The sequence below is a fragment of the Gilliamella sp. W8128 genome, assembly GCF_016100545.1.
Lineage (GTDB): Bacteria > Pseudomonadota > Gammaproteobacteria > Enterobacterales > Orbaceae > Gilliamella > Gilliamella apis.
This window is the reverse complement of sequence record NZ_JACFSE010000002.1, coordinates 315,608-328,752: the sequence shown is the minus strand read 5'-3', so window position 1 is coordinate 328,752 and position 13,145 is coordinate 315,608. Positions and strand designations below refer to the sequence as shown.

The following is a 13,145-nucleotide window of genomic DNA, read 5'->3' as shown; positions in this document are numbered from 1 at the left end:
AAAAAGTTAAATGAATCTCTAGCATAGATAACTTATTTCCAGATCTGTATATTTAAAAGGACCCACAATGAAGAAAACAATTTTTTTAGTTGGCGCAAGAGCCGCTGGCAAAACAACAATGGGTAAAATGTTAGCCAATAAGTTATCCTTTTCTTTTATTGATACAGATTGTCATCTACTCGAAACAACGCAAAAAACTGTAGCAGAAATTGTCGAAAAAGAGGGATGGGAAGGGTTTCGAGCTAGAGAAAGCCAAGTGCTTATTGAGACAGCTAAACCCAATAGAGTTATTGCAACTGGTGGTGGCATGGTACTAGCTGAGCAAAATCGTCAGTTTATGAAACAGCATGGCACAGTTATTTTTCTCTCAGCTCCTGCAGCGACATTAGCGGCACGTTTGATGAAAGATCCAAATGTTGCCCAGCGACCATCATTAACGGGTATGTCGATATCCGATGAGATGGAAAAAGTGCTTGCTGAACGTTTACCTTTATACCATGATGCCGCTCATCATGTTGTTAATGTTGACCAAGATGAGAATTTAATTCTTACTGAAATATTGGAAAAACTGCAAACTAATTAAATTACCATTTTTTAAATAAAAATTATTTGTTTCGGGATAATGTTAGTACATCAATTTGTAATTTAAACAATCTATACATCATAAATTTATTAATTGTGAATATTCTTGAATTACAGTAAATAAATAGTCTATTAACAGTAAATAATTGATACATATTCCTTTCAGATAGTAGTCAACACTTGTATATTAATTGCGATTGCGTTTTTTAGTCGCTTAAACTAGTTAAGTTAATATTGGAGTTTTACACATGGATAATCAAAGAGTCAATTCTTATGGGATTGCTGGCTCTATATATGCTAATTACATAATACAAAGTATTGCTTTAATTGTTATTATGCAGTTCGCAGAAGGCATTTCAAAACAGCTTAATACCGATGTAGATGTCGGTCTTGGTTATGTTGCATCAGGAATCGGTATTGGAAAAATTTTATTAATGTTTGTCGGCGGAATGCTATCTGATAAATTTGGACGAAAATTATTTATCTATTTAGGTATGGCTTGTTATATTGTCTTTTTCGTCAGTATGCCATTTTGTCATAATATAGATATTGCGTTTTGTTTAGCTATTGCCATCGGTATAGGTAACTCTTTCTTAGATACAGGGTCTATGCCTGCATTAACTGAATGTTTTCCTCGCTCATCTGGTTCGGCTAGTGTTTTGATTAAAGCTTTTATCTCAATGGGAAGTTTTATTCTGCCACTAATTGTTGGATTATTTTATAAATACGATATTTGGTATGGATGGGCATTTTTGGGTTTTACTGCCTATCTAATTATTAATGCAATCAATTTGCTACCAAAAAAATTTCCACCTAAAGATACCAGAATTAAAGGTAATCAAGGTTTTGATGATTACTTTATTCGTAAACCAAATTTTGCTTTTGAAGGCATTTTATTGATAATTATGGGATTCACAACCACCGCAACCTTTGTGATTATTTGGCAATGGCTACCTGCGATTGCAATTAAAGCGGTTAATATGCCATTAATTGAAGCTAAACAGCTTATTAGCTTTTATAGTTTTGCTTCAATCGTTTCTGTCTTTATCACTGCTTTTATAGTGAAAAAATTCTTGAAACCAATTTATTGTATTTTTATCTTACCTGCAATGTCATCATTGGTTTTACTATTATTTTATTTTGATCTATCGCCATTAATGTGTTTAATCACCGCAATCGGGATGGGATTTTTTGCTGCTGGAGGTGTTTTACAATTAACCTTAGTTGTGATGCAACAAATGTTTCCAACACGTAAAGGGCTTGCTGTGGGTTGTATGTATACTTTAAGTGGCCTGTCTTTCTTTATTATCCCGAGAGTTATCCCTGAATTGGCCGAAATTAATGTTAGTTATGCTATCTTAGCTGATTTGATAATGGCCGTAATGAGTACCCTACTAGGACTGATTGTTTACTGCAGATTTGTTAAAGTTATTGATATGAAGAAGATTTAAATGTGAATCACTCGAATAACTAAAATAATTACTGAGCCGTCTTAATGACGGCTCTTGTCTATAAGCATTATTAATAAATTAAGGTTTTGTCATTTCCTAGCGAATTTAACAAAAGTTTTTCCCTTCGTCAGTATAGAACTTTAGCTTGTTGAACTTATCAAAAAAGACTTGCTATTAACTAAAAAATAAATAAAAATACAAAAAATATGAATAAATATTCATTTTGGCGGTGATAAGATGAAAGAAAGAACAACTGAATTGGTTGATGGTTTAAGGCATTCGGTACCTTATATTAATGCTCATCAAGGAAAAACTTTCGTTATTTTATTAACAGGTGCAGTGCTAAAGAGTCATAATTATGCAAGTATTATTAGTGACATTGGTTTATTGCATAGTTTAGGCATTAAATTGGTTATTGTGAATGGTGCTCGTAACCAAATAGATGAATCACTCAAAAGTCATAATATCCAACCTAGATATCATAAAAATACTCGAATTACTGACGCAGCAACTTTAGACATTGTTAAACAGGTAACCGGATTATTACAGCTCAATATAACAGCAAGTTTATCAATGAGCTTAAATAATACGCCTTTACAAGGTGCACATATCAATGTTGTTAGCGGTAATTTTGTTATTGCACAGCCATTAGGTGTTGATGACGGAGTGGATTATTGTCACACCGGGAAAATTCGGCGAATTAATAATGAGGCAATTGATGAACAATTGAACCGGGGATCAATTGTATTATTAGGGCCTGTAGGGGTATCAGTTACTGGTGAAAGTTTTAACTTATCGTCTGAAGATGTTGCCGCTGAAGTTGCTATTCGCCTTAAAGCTGATAAATTAATAAGTTTTTGTGCTGAACAAGGTGTACTTGATGAAAACAATCATGTTATTACCGATCTGTTTCCGATTGATGCCGATAATTACGTTAATAACAAAGAGCAAAGTGGTAAGCATTTATCTAGTGAAGCGCGTTTTTTACGTGCTGCATCAAAAGCATGTCGCAATGGTGTGCGTCGTAGCCATTTAGTCAGTTATCTAGTAGATGGTTCTATTCTGCAGGAACTATTTTCTCGTGATGGTATTGGAACTCAAGTGTCAATGGAACATTCAGAACAAGTCCGTACCGCAACGATAAATGATATAGGTGGTATTTTAGAATTGATCCGTCCACTTGAAGAACAAGGTATTTTGGTTAAACGCTCAAGAGAACAGTTAGAAATTGAAATTGACAAATTTACCATTATTGAGCGTGATAATATGACGATTGGCTGTGCAGCTCTTTATCCATATCCAGAAGAAAAAATGGGCGAAATGGCTTGTGTAGCGATTCATCCTCAATATCGAAACTCATCACGCGGTGATCTATTATTAGAAAAAATTGCAGAAACGGCTCACAATTTGGGGTTAGAAAAGATCTTTGTGCTGACTACTCGTAGTATTCACTGGTTTCGTGAAAAAGGCTTTAATCCAGCTGAAGTCGATGACCTGCCTATTAAAAAGAAACAACTTTATAATTATCAAAGAAATTCGAAAATTTTAATGTTTGATTTAGTTTAACTATATCGAGTTTAAAAAGTCCAATTTATTCAAGTTGGACTTTTTTATTTTAACTAAATATAAGATGGCCTAATTATTAATTTGAGGTAAACGATCGCTATATCAATAAGCTATCAATATGTTTATATGCAGAAGATGAAAAATTGTTTATGGAAGAAATAGTATTTTGAAAATAGAAAAGATAAGTAAGATTAAAGGGGGATGAATACTATTGTTGGCTCACTTTAAATATAACAATTAGCATTTTGCAGAATTTGTAATGTAAATGATTTTTTTAAATAAAACCCTCGTGGACGTGTTAATATAATTTGGCCATTTTCACCAATAGCTTCAGTTAAAGCTTTTCCATTAGCAGCTTTAGGACGGATCTGTAAATAAGTACCATAACGGGCAGTAATCTTTTCAACCTGACCAAGTACAATCATATCCATCAACTCTTGCCAATCTTGTTTAAGTTGTTGCTCTTGTTGTTCAGTTGGTGTCCATAATATGGGGTGGCCAACTTTTCTCTGGGCTAGGGGTATACTTCGTTCTCCTTCAATAGGGATCCACAGAACTTTACTTAGTTTATATTTCACATGGCTTGTTTCCCAAATTACACCATGATTAGCCATTAAAGGGAGGACACTGACAAAAGTGGTTTCAAGTGGTTTACCTTGTTTATTAACTGGAATGGTTTTTAATTCGATACCTAAATTAGCAAAATCACGTTCGGCTTTACTACCCGCATTAGCGCCTAAAAAAGTTTCAATTAAATTACCTACCCAACCTTTTTGCTTATTAAGATTAGCTGGAATAGCAATATTTAAATAGTTAGCTATCTCACCGAAACTATAACCTGCAGCGAGTCTGGCTCGGTTTAATAATTCTTGTTCATTGCAAGGTTGGAAATTTTTCATTTAATCTGTTTTAAATAACTTTAATCATATCCACAACTCATTATATTGGCTGTGGATATTAAAATAAATCATTATTAACTTAGTTTCTCAACCCAATTAGCATAACTATTAATGATCAATGAAAGAAATGCTTTAGTTTTTTCACTAATATTACCATTTTCATCAAAAGCACTGTTAATATTACCAATATAAGCTTCTGGTTGTTGTAAAGTTGGCATATCAAGAAAGACCAGTGATTGTCGCAACTGGTGATTGGCACCGAAACCACCAATAGCACCTTGTGATACCGAAACTACCGCAGCTGGTTTTTGTGACCAAACACTTTTACCATAAGGGCGAGAACCAACATCTAAAGCGTTTTTAATCACTGCCGGCAAGCCTCGGTTATATTCTGGTGTTACAAATATAACACCATCACAATTGGCAATTTGTTGACGAAAACGTTCATAAGATTTTGGTGGCGTATCTACATCAATATCTTCGTTATAAAACGGTAAATCGCCAATTTCAATAATATTTAAAGAAAGTGATTGTGGAGCGATCTGTTGTAATACTTTTGCGACTTTTAAATTGTAGGAATCTTTACGTAAGCTACCCACAAGTACAGCAATTTTTTTACTCATTTGTAATTCTCCCTTACTCAAACGATAAAGAGACACAATATGTGTCTCTTATTCGGGATGATCACTCATAGCCACTAGATTTTAGTGACCAGAAGAGTCCAATTTACGGCCTGTTTCAAATAAGAACCATGCGCGTTTTTCAGTTTGATCTATCCATTCTTCAATTAAACTTGCTGTTGCCGAGTCATTATATTTATCACAAATATCATGGGCTACACGCATACGAGTAGTAAGTTTAATATTATCTTGGCAGAGTTCAGCTATCATATCTGATGGTTCAACAAAATCAGCATCGTTATCAGAGATACTCTGTAATTTTGAAATATGACCAATTGAACGTAGAGTTGTACCGCCTAATTTTCGGACACGTTCAGCAATTGGATCTGTCATTGCAAATAACTCTTCTCCATGATCATCTAACATTAAATGATAATCACGAAAATGAGGACCACTTACATGCCAATGAAAGTTTTTGGTTTTTAAATATAACGCAAATACATCTGCTAATACAGAGTTCATGGCACCGGAAATATCTTTTGATGCCTTTTGACCTAAATCAGTTGGAAACAAAATAGCTGCTTGTTGTAGCTTTTTTGCCGAAGTCGTACTTTTAGCCATATTAGATTCTCCTATTAATTGAAAAGTAAAATAACTTTGTAATACCAAATTACGCCAACTTATCAGTAAAAAACAGTCATTGTTAACTATTGCTGTTATATCAATAATCTATGAATAAATTAGCTAAAAAAATATTTACCAAATATTTAAAAAAATTTCAAAATAATGATTAACTTTTCAAACTATGATCAAATTAAAGTCATTTTAAATCATTTATAGCATCAATGTTTTTATCAATTAGATGACTTACTTTAACTCTGAATGACAATCTTGACTGATGCTCTATCTACTATTTTTAAAAATCTAAAACCACGAGATAAGTTAAATATTTATAAAATATAAATCAAAAAATTTGAGGAAAGGGGTTTTTTAGCCTGAAATTATTGGTTAAATTTGGTAACGCAACCTATAACTTTATTATTATATTAAAATTGCTCTAATCGTTACCAGTCTTTTTACTGAATAGCACTACGGAATTTTCGAGTATATGATTATTTGGATGGTCGTTATTAGTGTTATGTAATCTCTTAAATAATAACGACCAAAATCATTTTTAACGATAAAAATTAAAATAATAATCTTGCTCGAATAGTACCTGCTACACTTTTCAGCTTAATTAATAATTCTTCGGCTTTATTTTGTTCAACTCTATCAATATCAATAACAACATAACCTATTTTAGCATCAGTTTGTAGATATTGGGCAGAAATATTTAGACCTTGTTCAGCAAATAATGTATTGATAGCCGTTAATACCCCTGGTTGATTATGGTGAATATTGATAAAACGGCTTGAACCTTTTGCTGGAATCGGTAATGAAGCTTCAGGGAAGTTAACCGCTGAAAGGGTTGCACCAGTATCAGAATATTTCGCTAATTTGGTTGCAACCTCAATACCAATATTTTCTTGAGCTTCACTGGTTGAACCGCCAATATGAGGGGTAATAATAACATTATCAAATTTACATAAAGGTGATTCAAAAGGATCATTATTGGTAGCGGGTTCTGTTGGGAAAACATCAATTGCTGCACCATTTAGTTTATTGGTTTCTAATGCTTGTGTTAGCGCCTTGATATCAATCACGGTACCACGTGATGCGTTGAGCAATATTGCACCTGTTTTCATCATATCGATTTCAGGTTGGCTAATCATTTTAATTGTGGTTGGATTTTCTGGAACATGCATACTGACAATATCACTCATAGCAAGTAATTCCCGCATTGTTGGAATTTGTTTAGCATTTCCTAATGGCAATTTAGTTTCAATATCATAAAAATAGACATTCATTCCTAATGATTCAGCTAATACACTCAACTGGCTACCTATATGACCATAACCAATGATACCTAAATTTTTTCCTCGGGCTTCGTGCGAACCTGTGGCAAGTTTATTCCATTTACCCTGATGAGCTTTAGCATTAGCTTCAGGTACTCGGCGAAGTAATAATATTGCTTCAGCTAATACTAGTTCTGCCACAGAGCGAGTATTTGAAAATGGCGCATTAAAAACTGGAATTCCTTTAACCGTCGCTGCGTCAAGTTCAACTTGATTAGTGCCAATACAAAAGCAACCAATACCGGCTAATTTTGGTGCGGCATCGATGATGTCCTTAGTTAAATGGGTTCTGGAACGAATACCAATAAATCTGGCATCTTTTAAAGCTGTTTCCAGCTCAGATTTCGATAGTGCGCCTTTATGATACTCAATGTTGTTAAAGCCCGCTGATTTAAGTGTTTCAACTGCACTAGGGTGGATACCTTCAAGTAATAGAAACTTATTTTCATCTTTCGTTAATGCCTGAACAACCATTTATTCCTCTCTATGCTTAATATTTTAATTGATTGCAAATACAAAATTATCCATCAAAAATGTAAATTTTTATTTTATTAATTCTTTTACACCAGAACGAGTACCGACTAAAGCGATATCAGCCCCTTTATTTGCAAATAATCCAACAGTAACTACCCCAGCAATGCTGTTAATACGATTTTCCAATTCCATTGGTTTGGCAATAACAAGGTCATGAACGTCTAAAATAACATTACCATTATCGGTTATAACACCTTGGCGATAAATTGGTTTTCCACCAAGTTTGAACAATTCTCTAGCAACATAAGAACGAGCCATAGGAATCACTTCTACTGGAAGAGGAAATTTGCCAAGGACATCGACAACTTTAGATTCATCAACGATACAAACAAATTGCTTAGCTAAAGCTGATACGATTTTTTCACGGGTTAATGCTGCTCCGCCTCCTTTAATCATTTGCATATGATGATTAATTTCATCGGCACCATCGACATATATATCTAAACTATCAACTTCATTGCAGTCTAATACGGGGATTCCATAGCTTTTTAATTTTTCAGTTGATACTTCTGAACTAGAGACAGTTCCTTTTATCTGATCTTTTATTGTCGCAAGTGCATCAATAAAATGCGCCGCAGTAGACCCTGTTCCTACGCCAACTAATGAATCAGGCTTAACATATTTTAGCGCTGACCAACCTACAGCCTTTTTTAGTTCATCTTGTGTCATGATATCACCGTATGTAAATATGATTTTGATCAAAAAAAATTTAAAATTTTAAAAGCAAAATTGTTCAATATATGGCATAGTAACCAATTGGAGAGCAAAAATCATTAGTATTTTAAGAAAATCTATAAAGTTTTAGATCGATTTCAAATTTTTTGCAAAATAAAAATAGCTTGAATGACCAAGCAAAGATCAAATCATTAGTAAAGAGATTATGAAGCGTCCAGATTATAGAGCATTACAAGCATTAGATGCAGTGATAAAAGAACGAGGATTTGAACGAGCGGCCGATAAACTGTGTATCACACAACCAGCGGTTTCGCAACGTATTAAGCAATTAGAAAGCTTTTTTGGTCAGCAACTATTAGTACGAACTATTCCTCCAAAAGCAACCAAGCAAGGTGAACATCTTCTCGGATTATTGCATCAAGTTGAATTATTAGAGCAGCAATGGTTAGGTGATAATGAACAAAATACCACACCATTGTCATTATCAATTGCTATTAATGCCGATTCTTTAGCAACATGGTTTTTACCTGCATTAAAACCCGTTCTCGATAAAAATATTTTACGTTTTGATATTCAAGTTAAAGATGAAGAGCATACCTTAGAGCTTTTACGCTTAGGTACTGTTGTAGCTGCAATTAGTATTCAACCAAATCCTTTACCAGGATGCTTATCAGATTTATTAGGCGCATTAGATTATATCTTTGTTGCTTCGCCCGAATTTGCAAAAAAATATTTTCCGAATGGAGTAACCCGTTCATCGCTTTTAAAAGCACCAGCGGTTGCTTTTGATCACTTAGATGATATGCATCAAGCATTTTTACAGGAAAATTTTAATTTGACACCAGGCAGTGTAATTTGCCATATCACTAGTTCGTCAGAAGCTTTTGTTCAGTTAGCTAAACAAGGTTCTGCATGTTGTATGATTCCTATGTTACAAGTTGAGCAAGAGTTAAAAACAGGGGAATTAGTTAATTTAACTGAAGGTTTATTCCAAAGACGGATGCTGTATTGGCATCGCTTTGCTCCTGAAAGTAGTGTAATGCAAAATATCTCCGAAACGTTAATTCGTTATGCGCAGCGAATCTTATCTCAGCCTGCGGAACGAAAATAACTGTCGCATAAAATATTTTTAGCTAACTAAAATGTCGCTTTAACTATTTTATTAGCAACTAGCAAATTTATAGAACTAAAAGATGAACCAATTGAAAAACGATCGTTACTTACGAGCATTACAGTGTTTGCCGGTAGATTACACGCCAGTTTGGATGATGCGTCAAGCTGGTCGCTATTTGCCTGAATATCGACAGCTTAGAGCAAAAGCAGGTGATTTTATGACAATGTGTCAAACGCCAGAACTCGCATGTGAAGTGACTTTACAACCGTTGCGACGCTTTGAACTTGATGCCGCAATTATTTTTTCTGACATTTTAACCATTCCTGATGCTATGGGACTTGGATTATATTTTGAAGCTGGTGAAGGTCCAAAATTTGAAAAAACAATTTCTAGTTTGGTAGATATAGAACAATTGCCAATACCTGATCCAGAACTATCACTTAAATATGTGATGGATGCTATTCGTTTAACTAAGCAAGAGTTAGCCGGTAAAGTCCCCTTAATTGGCTTTTCTGGTAGTCCATGGACATTAGCCACTTATATGATTGAAGGTGGCAGTAGTAAAGCTTTTACAAAAATAAAGAAAATGCTTTATTGTGAACCAAAAGCGTTACATCTATTATTGGAAAAATTGGCTAATAGTGTGGCACTGTATCTAAATGCACAAATTGATGCCGGTGCGCAAGCAATTATGATATTTGATACTTGGGGTGGGGTACTTAGCCATCAAAGTTATCGTGAATTTTCTTTACATTATATGCAATTAATTCTTTCGCAATTAAAGCGTGGTAAGAAATGTGACAATATTACTTCTTATGTCCCTGTTACGCTATTTACCAAAGGGGGCGGTTTATGGTTGGATACAATTTGTCAATCAGGAAGTGATGCAATAGGTGTTGATTGGACAGTGGATTTGAATCTAATTGCTCAAAAGGGTAATATTGCTGTACAAGGTAATCTAGATCCTTCAATATTGTACGCTAACAGAGAAACCATAGAGTCTCAAGTTGAATCGGTGCTGACTGATTTTGGCTACTATAATGGCCATATTTTTAATCTAGGGCATGGTATTCATCAAGATACCCCAATTGAGCATGTACAATATTTAGTTAATGCAGTACATCAACAGTCCAAAAGGTTCCATTTATGATTAAAAATCCAGTTCAATTGAGAATAGCAAAGCTAGCTGTGTGGCAACAGCGTTTATTTATGATTTGTTTATGTGAACGAATGTATCCAAACTATGTTTATTATTGCCGTTTACAACAAGAGGAACAATCAGCTGTTGGCTATAAAAAAATTCTTGATTTAATCTGGGAGTCATTATTAGTAGAAAATGTTAAAATCAATTTTGATTTACAACTTGAAAAACTAGAATTGATAATTCCAATCCTCAACGAGGATAGTCCGTATATGGTTTATCCTGCTATTGATGCTTGTCAGGCGCTGAGCGAGATTTTACATTCTTATATCAGTGGTGAAATAGTCGAACATTCGGCTAAAGTGAGTAGTATATCGGCTACTACAGTGGCTGAATTTGAAATGACTAAAGATAATATTGAACTTTCGGAGCAAGAACAATCGCAATTACCTAGTGTTGTTGAAGAATTTGACTTACAATGGGATATTTTTCGATTATTAAGTAATGAAAACAATGAAATGGTTGATCTAATTAAAGGCCTAAAGGAGGATATAAGATTGACTAAAACGAGCAATATTGGTGTTTTTTTGAGCAATTAAGTCGCTTACGGAGTGATTTTTTTAATTTTTATTAAATTTTTCTTTAACATTACACAAATATAGACTACATTTAACAACAATGTAATCTGAATAATGTTTACAGAAGCAAAATTAAGTGATTAACTTTGCTAAAAAAATGTTAACTTTAACAATAAAATAAATATGTAAGGATATCTCCATGAATAAAACAGAACTTGTAGATGCTATCGCTAGTAAAGCTGATATTACTAAAGTTGCCGCTAAAACAGCGTTAGAAGCAACTCTTGCTGCTATCACTGAATCACTAAAAGCTGGTGAGCCGGTTCAACTAGTTGGTTTTGGTACATTTAAAGTTAATGCTCGTAAAGCTCGTATTGGCCGTAATCCAAAAACTGGTAAAGAAATCAAAATTGCAGCAAGCAAAGTGCCTGCATTTGTTTCGGGTAAAAGCTTAAAAGAAGCAATCAAATAATATTACTGCTTTTTTTCCTATCATTATTGATAGGGTAGCATCTAAGGCCATACATGGATAAGTTATGGCCTTGTTGTTAATCTCAAATTCTCTTCTTTTTTCTTTTTAGAATCTGTTTGTTTTTCTTAATTATTATCAATTTTTATCAATATAGTTAATTAGACAATTTGCTAAATTTAGCATTCAATAGATTGGCTAAATCAGCTGGAGATATTTCAATTTCTAATCCTCTTTTGCCACCAGAAACCAACATAGTTTGGTACTGTTTAGCACTAATATCAATCAGTGTCGGTAATAATTTTTTTTGACCCAATGGGCTGATTCCACCCACTATATAGCCAGTCGTTTTTTGTGCTAAATGTGGATCTGCCAACTCAATTTTTTTACAATCTAGTATTTTAGCAACTTGTTTTAGATCTAAAGAACAATTAACTGGTATAACACAAACAGCCAATGTCTTATTATCACCATTGATACTCACTATTAAAGTTTTAAATATTTGACTAGTAGCAATATTAAGTTCTAATCCAAGCTTATTTGCGGCTTCTTGACCATAATGAGTCTGATCGGCATCGTGCTGATATTGATGAATATTAAATTTTATTTTCTGATTTTTTAGTAATCTAATGGCTGGCGTCATAATAATAACCGTAACATAAAGATTTTTGGTGAGAATTAGAAATTAATAATCCCTATTAAATTTTATTAATAGGGATTAATGATAATTAAGAAATTATTAGTTTGTTATTATCGTCTGATTTTGTCGATTCAATATTATTATTTATGCTGTATAAACGATAAAAGAAGCTAAATATAAAGAAATCAGCAAACACACCTAGTGAGGTAGATATAACATCAAAAACAATATTTTTTCCTAAAGAACTTATACCATTCAGTATTCCAGTAAAAATAACGCTGATTAAAATCATTAAAACAGGCGCTTTCCAATTTTGGAAGAAAAACATGTGGCAGGCGTTAAATCTTTGAAAAAAAGGCGCCGAGTTAGGTTGTGCTGCTGAAACGAGAAAATAATTAAAAATCGACTTATAAATTACTAAAGCGGTACAACCTATCACCAATATTAATAGTAATGATACCATTTTGGGTAGAAGCAATCCTATTATGCTGAAGACCAGTAAGAATAAAATAACGATAGGAATACAAATTAACATATATAAAACAGAAAAACCAAGTATATTCAGACATATTGGTAGAATTCGTGACAATATTAAACTTGGATTAAGTTTGTTACTCATTGATAAATTACAGATAATGCTTAATATTATTGAAACCAAAGCTATATTCACCAAATATAGAATTATGACGGTTTTCATAAAATAATCGGGAATCATACCGAATTGATTAAAATACTCTAATTCTAGCATTAGTTGGTTAGGATTAATTACAGAATATATAACTAAAGTATTAATTAAACCAAGTACAATACTTGATATTGCTATTAGGGAAAATCGATTACGGATAAAGTTAATCGTTTGTTGAAAAATAGCTGTAAATGAAAGGTTTTTTTGTGAATCCATCATGTTTCCTTATATGTGGT

14 protein-coding genes are annotated in these 13,145 nt (G+C 33.4%); 7 read left to right on the top strand and 7 right to left on the bottom strand.

The genetic code is table 11. From position 1 onward, the window contains the following. The first annotated feature begins 67 nt into the window (after positions 1-67). From aroL to argA, 3 genes are all read left to right on the top strand, one after another. On the top strand, positions 68-583 hold the full coding sequence (aroL, locus tag H3U97_RS03135) for a shikimate kinase AroL (RefSeq protein WP_065613779.1): 516 nt from the start codon (positions 68-70) through the stop codon (positions 581-583). 247 nt (positions 584-830) lie between these two features. Next, on the top strand, positions 831-2,033 hold the full coding sequence (locus H3U97_RS03130) for an MFS transporter (RefSeq protein WP_198198052.1): 1,203 nt from the start codon (positions 831-833) through the stop codon (positions 2,031-2,033). A 237-nt stretch (positions 2,034-2,270) separates the two neighbouring features. Beyond that, entirely contained in the window at positions 2,271-3,599 is a 1,329-nt protein-coding gene (gene argA, locus H3U97_RS03125; protein ID WP_065578259.1) for an amino-acid N-acetyltransferase, read from the top strand. Positions 3,600-3,823: 224 nt separating this feature from the next. Here argA and mutH read toward each other — a convergent pair whose 3' ends face one another. The 5 genes from mutH to rpiA all read right to left on the bottom strand — a co-directional run bounded on the left by mutH (position 3,824) and on the right by rpiA (position 8,276). Next, positions 3,824-4,498: a DNA mismatch repair endonuclease MutH gene (mutH, locus tag H3U97_RS03120; RefSeq protein ID WP_065578260.1), complete on the bottom strand. Its 675-nt coding sequence runs from the start codon at positions 4,496-4,498 to the stop codon at positions 3,824-3,826. Positions 4,499-4,572: 74 nt separating this feature from the next. Beyond that, positions 4,573-5,121, bottom strand: coding sequence for an NADPH-dependent FMN reductase (locus tag H3U97_RS03115; RefSeq protein ID WP_065578261.1), 549 nt, complete (start codon positions 5,119-5,121; stop codon positions 4,573-4,575). A gap of 81 nt (positions 5,122-5,202) precedes the next feature. After that, positions 5,203-5,739, bottom strand: coding sequence for a Dps family protein (locus H3U97_RS03110; RefSeq protein ID WP_065578262.1), 537 nt, complete (start codon positions 5,737-5,739; stop codon positions 5,203-5,205). A 566-nt stretch (positions 5,740-6,305) separates the two neighbouring features. Continuing rightward, positions 6,306-7,547, bottom strand: a complete 1,242-nt coding sequence (serA, locus tag H3U97_RS03105) for a phosphoglycerate dehydrogenase (RefSeq protein ID WP_086365142.1) — start codon at positions 7,545-7,547, stop codon at positions 6,306-6,308. Between the two features lie 69 nt (positions 7,548-7,616). Further along, a complete protein-coding gene (gene rpiA, locus H3U97_RS03100; protein ID WP_065652091.1) occupies positions 7,617-8,276 on the bottom strand; it encodes a ribose-5-phosphate isomerase RpiA in 660 nt (219 codons plus the stop codon). 211 nt (positions 8,277-8,487) lie between these two features. Here rpiA and H3U97_RS03095 point away from each other — a divergent pair, with 211 nt between their 5' ends. From H3U97_RS03095 to H3U97_RS03080, 4 genes are all read left to right on the top strand, one after another. Further along, on the top strand, positions 8,488-9,393 hold the full coding sequence (locus H3U97_RS03095; protein ID WP_065578265.1) for a LysR family transcriptional regulator ArgP: 906 nt from the start codon (positions 8,488-8,490) through the stop codon (positions 9,391-9,393). Between the two features lie 82 nt (positions 9,394-9,475). Beyond that, the gene (gene hemE, locus H3U97_RS03090) at positions 9,476-10,546 is read left to right on the top strand and encodes a uroporphyrinogen decarboxylase (protein WP_198198050.1); all 1,071 of its coding nucleotides are present in this window, start codon (positions 9,476-9,478) and stop codon (positions 10,544-10,546) included. Beyond that, the gene (locus H3U97_RS03085) at positions 10,543-11,136 is read left to right on the top strand and encodes a YjaG family protein (RefSeq protein ID WP_198198048.1); all 594 of its coding nucleotides are present in this window, start codon (positions 10,543-10,545) and stop codon (positions 11,134-11,136) included. Before hemE ends, H3U97_RS03085 begins: the two co-directional genes overlap by 4 nt. Before the next feature lie 178 nt (positions 11,137-11,314). Continuing rightward, positions 11,315-11,587, top strand: coding sequence for an HU family DNA-binding protein (locus tag H3U97_RS03080; RefSeq protein WP_065578268.1), 273 nt, complete (start codon positions 11,315-11,317; stop codon positions 11,585-11,587). Between the two features lie 154 nt (positions 11,588-11,741). Here H3U97_RS03080 and ybaK read toward each other — a convergent pair whose 3' ends face one another. Next, positions 11,742-12,227, bottom strand: coding sequence for a Cys-tRNA(Pro) deacylase (gene ybaK, locus H3U97_RS03075; protein ID WP_065578269.1), 486 nt, complete (start codon positions 12,225-12,227; stop codon positions 11,742-11,744). Positions 12,228-12,312: 85 nt separating this feature from the next. Then, a complete protein-coding gene (locus H3U97_RS03070) occupies positions 12,313-13,125 on the bottom strand; it encodes a hypothetical protein (protein ID WP_198198046.1) in 813 nt (270 codons plus the stop codon). Positions 13,126-13,145: the final 20 nt, after the last annotated feature.

What these genes read in the sequence shown, in the direction of transcription:
- mutH (WP_065578260.1), bottom strand. Translation starts at nt 4,498, where the DNA reads ATGAAAAATTTCCAACCTTGCAATGAACAAGAATTATTAAACCGAGCC.
- serA (WP_086365142.1), bottom strand. Translation starts at nt 7,547, where the DNA reads ATGGTTGTTCAGGCATTAACGAAAGATGAAAATAAGTTTCTATTACTT.
- aroL (WP_065613779.1), top strand. Translation starts at nt 68, where the DNA reads ATGAAGAAAACAATTTTTTTAGTTGGCGCAAGAGCCGCTGGCAAAACA.
- H3U97_RS03110 (WP_065578262.1), bottom strand. Translation starts at nt 5,739, where the DNA reads ATGGCTAAAAGTACGACTTCGGCAAAAAAGCTACAACAAGCAGCTATT.
- H3U97_RS03080 (WP_065578268.1), top strand. Translation starts at nt 11,315, where the DNA reads ATGAATAAAACAGAACTTGTAGATGCTATCGCTAGTAAAGCTGATATT.
- H3U97_RS03085 (WP_198198048.1), top strand. Translation starts at nt 10,543, where the DNA reads ATGATTAAAAATCCAGTTCAATTGAGAATAGCAAAGCTAGCTGTGTGG.
- rpiA (WP_065652091.1), bottom strand. Translation starts at nt 8,276, where the DNA reads ATGACACAAGATGAACTAAAAAAGGCTGTAGGTTGGTCAGCGCTAAAA.
- H3U97_RS03115 (WP_065578261.1), bottom strand. Translation starts at nt 5,121, where the DNA reads ATGAGTAAAAAAATTGCTGTACTTGTGGGTAGCTTACGTAAAGATTCC.
- H3U97_RS03070 (WP_198198046.1), bottom strand. Translation starts at nt 13,125, where the DNA reads ATGGATTCACAAAAAAACCTTTCATTTACAGCTATTTTTCAACAAACG.
- ybaK (WP_065578269.1), bottom strand. Translation starts at nt 12,227, where the DNA reads ATGACGCCAGCCATTAGATTACTAAAAAATCAGAAAATAAAATTTAAT.
- hemE (WP_198198050.1), top strand. Translation starts at nt 9,476, where the DNA reads ATGAACCAATTGAAAAACGATCGTTACTTACGAGCATTACAGTGTTTG.
- H3U97_RS03095 (WP_065578265.1), top strand. Translation starts at nt 8,488, where the DNA reads ATGAAGCGTCCAGATTATAGAGCATTACAAGCATTAGATGCAGTGATA.
- argA (WP_065578259.1), top strand. Translation starts at nt 2,271, where the DNA reads ATGAAAGAAAGAACAACTGAATTGGTTGATGGTTTAAGGCATTCGGTA.
- H3U97_RS03130 (WP_198198052.1), top strand. Translation starts at nt 831, where the DNA reads ATGGATAATCAAAGAGTCAATTCTTATGGGATTGCTGGCTCTATATAT.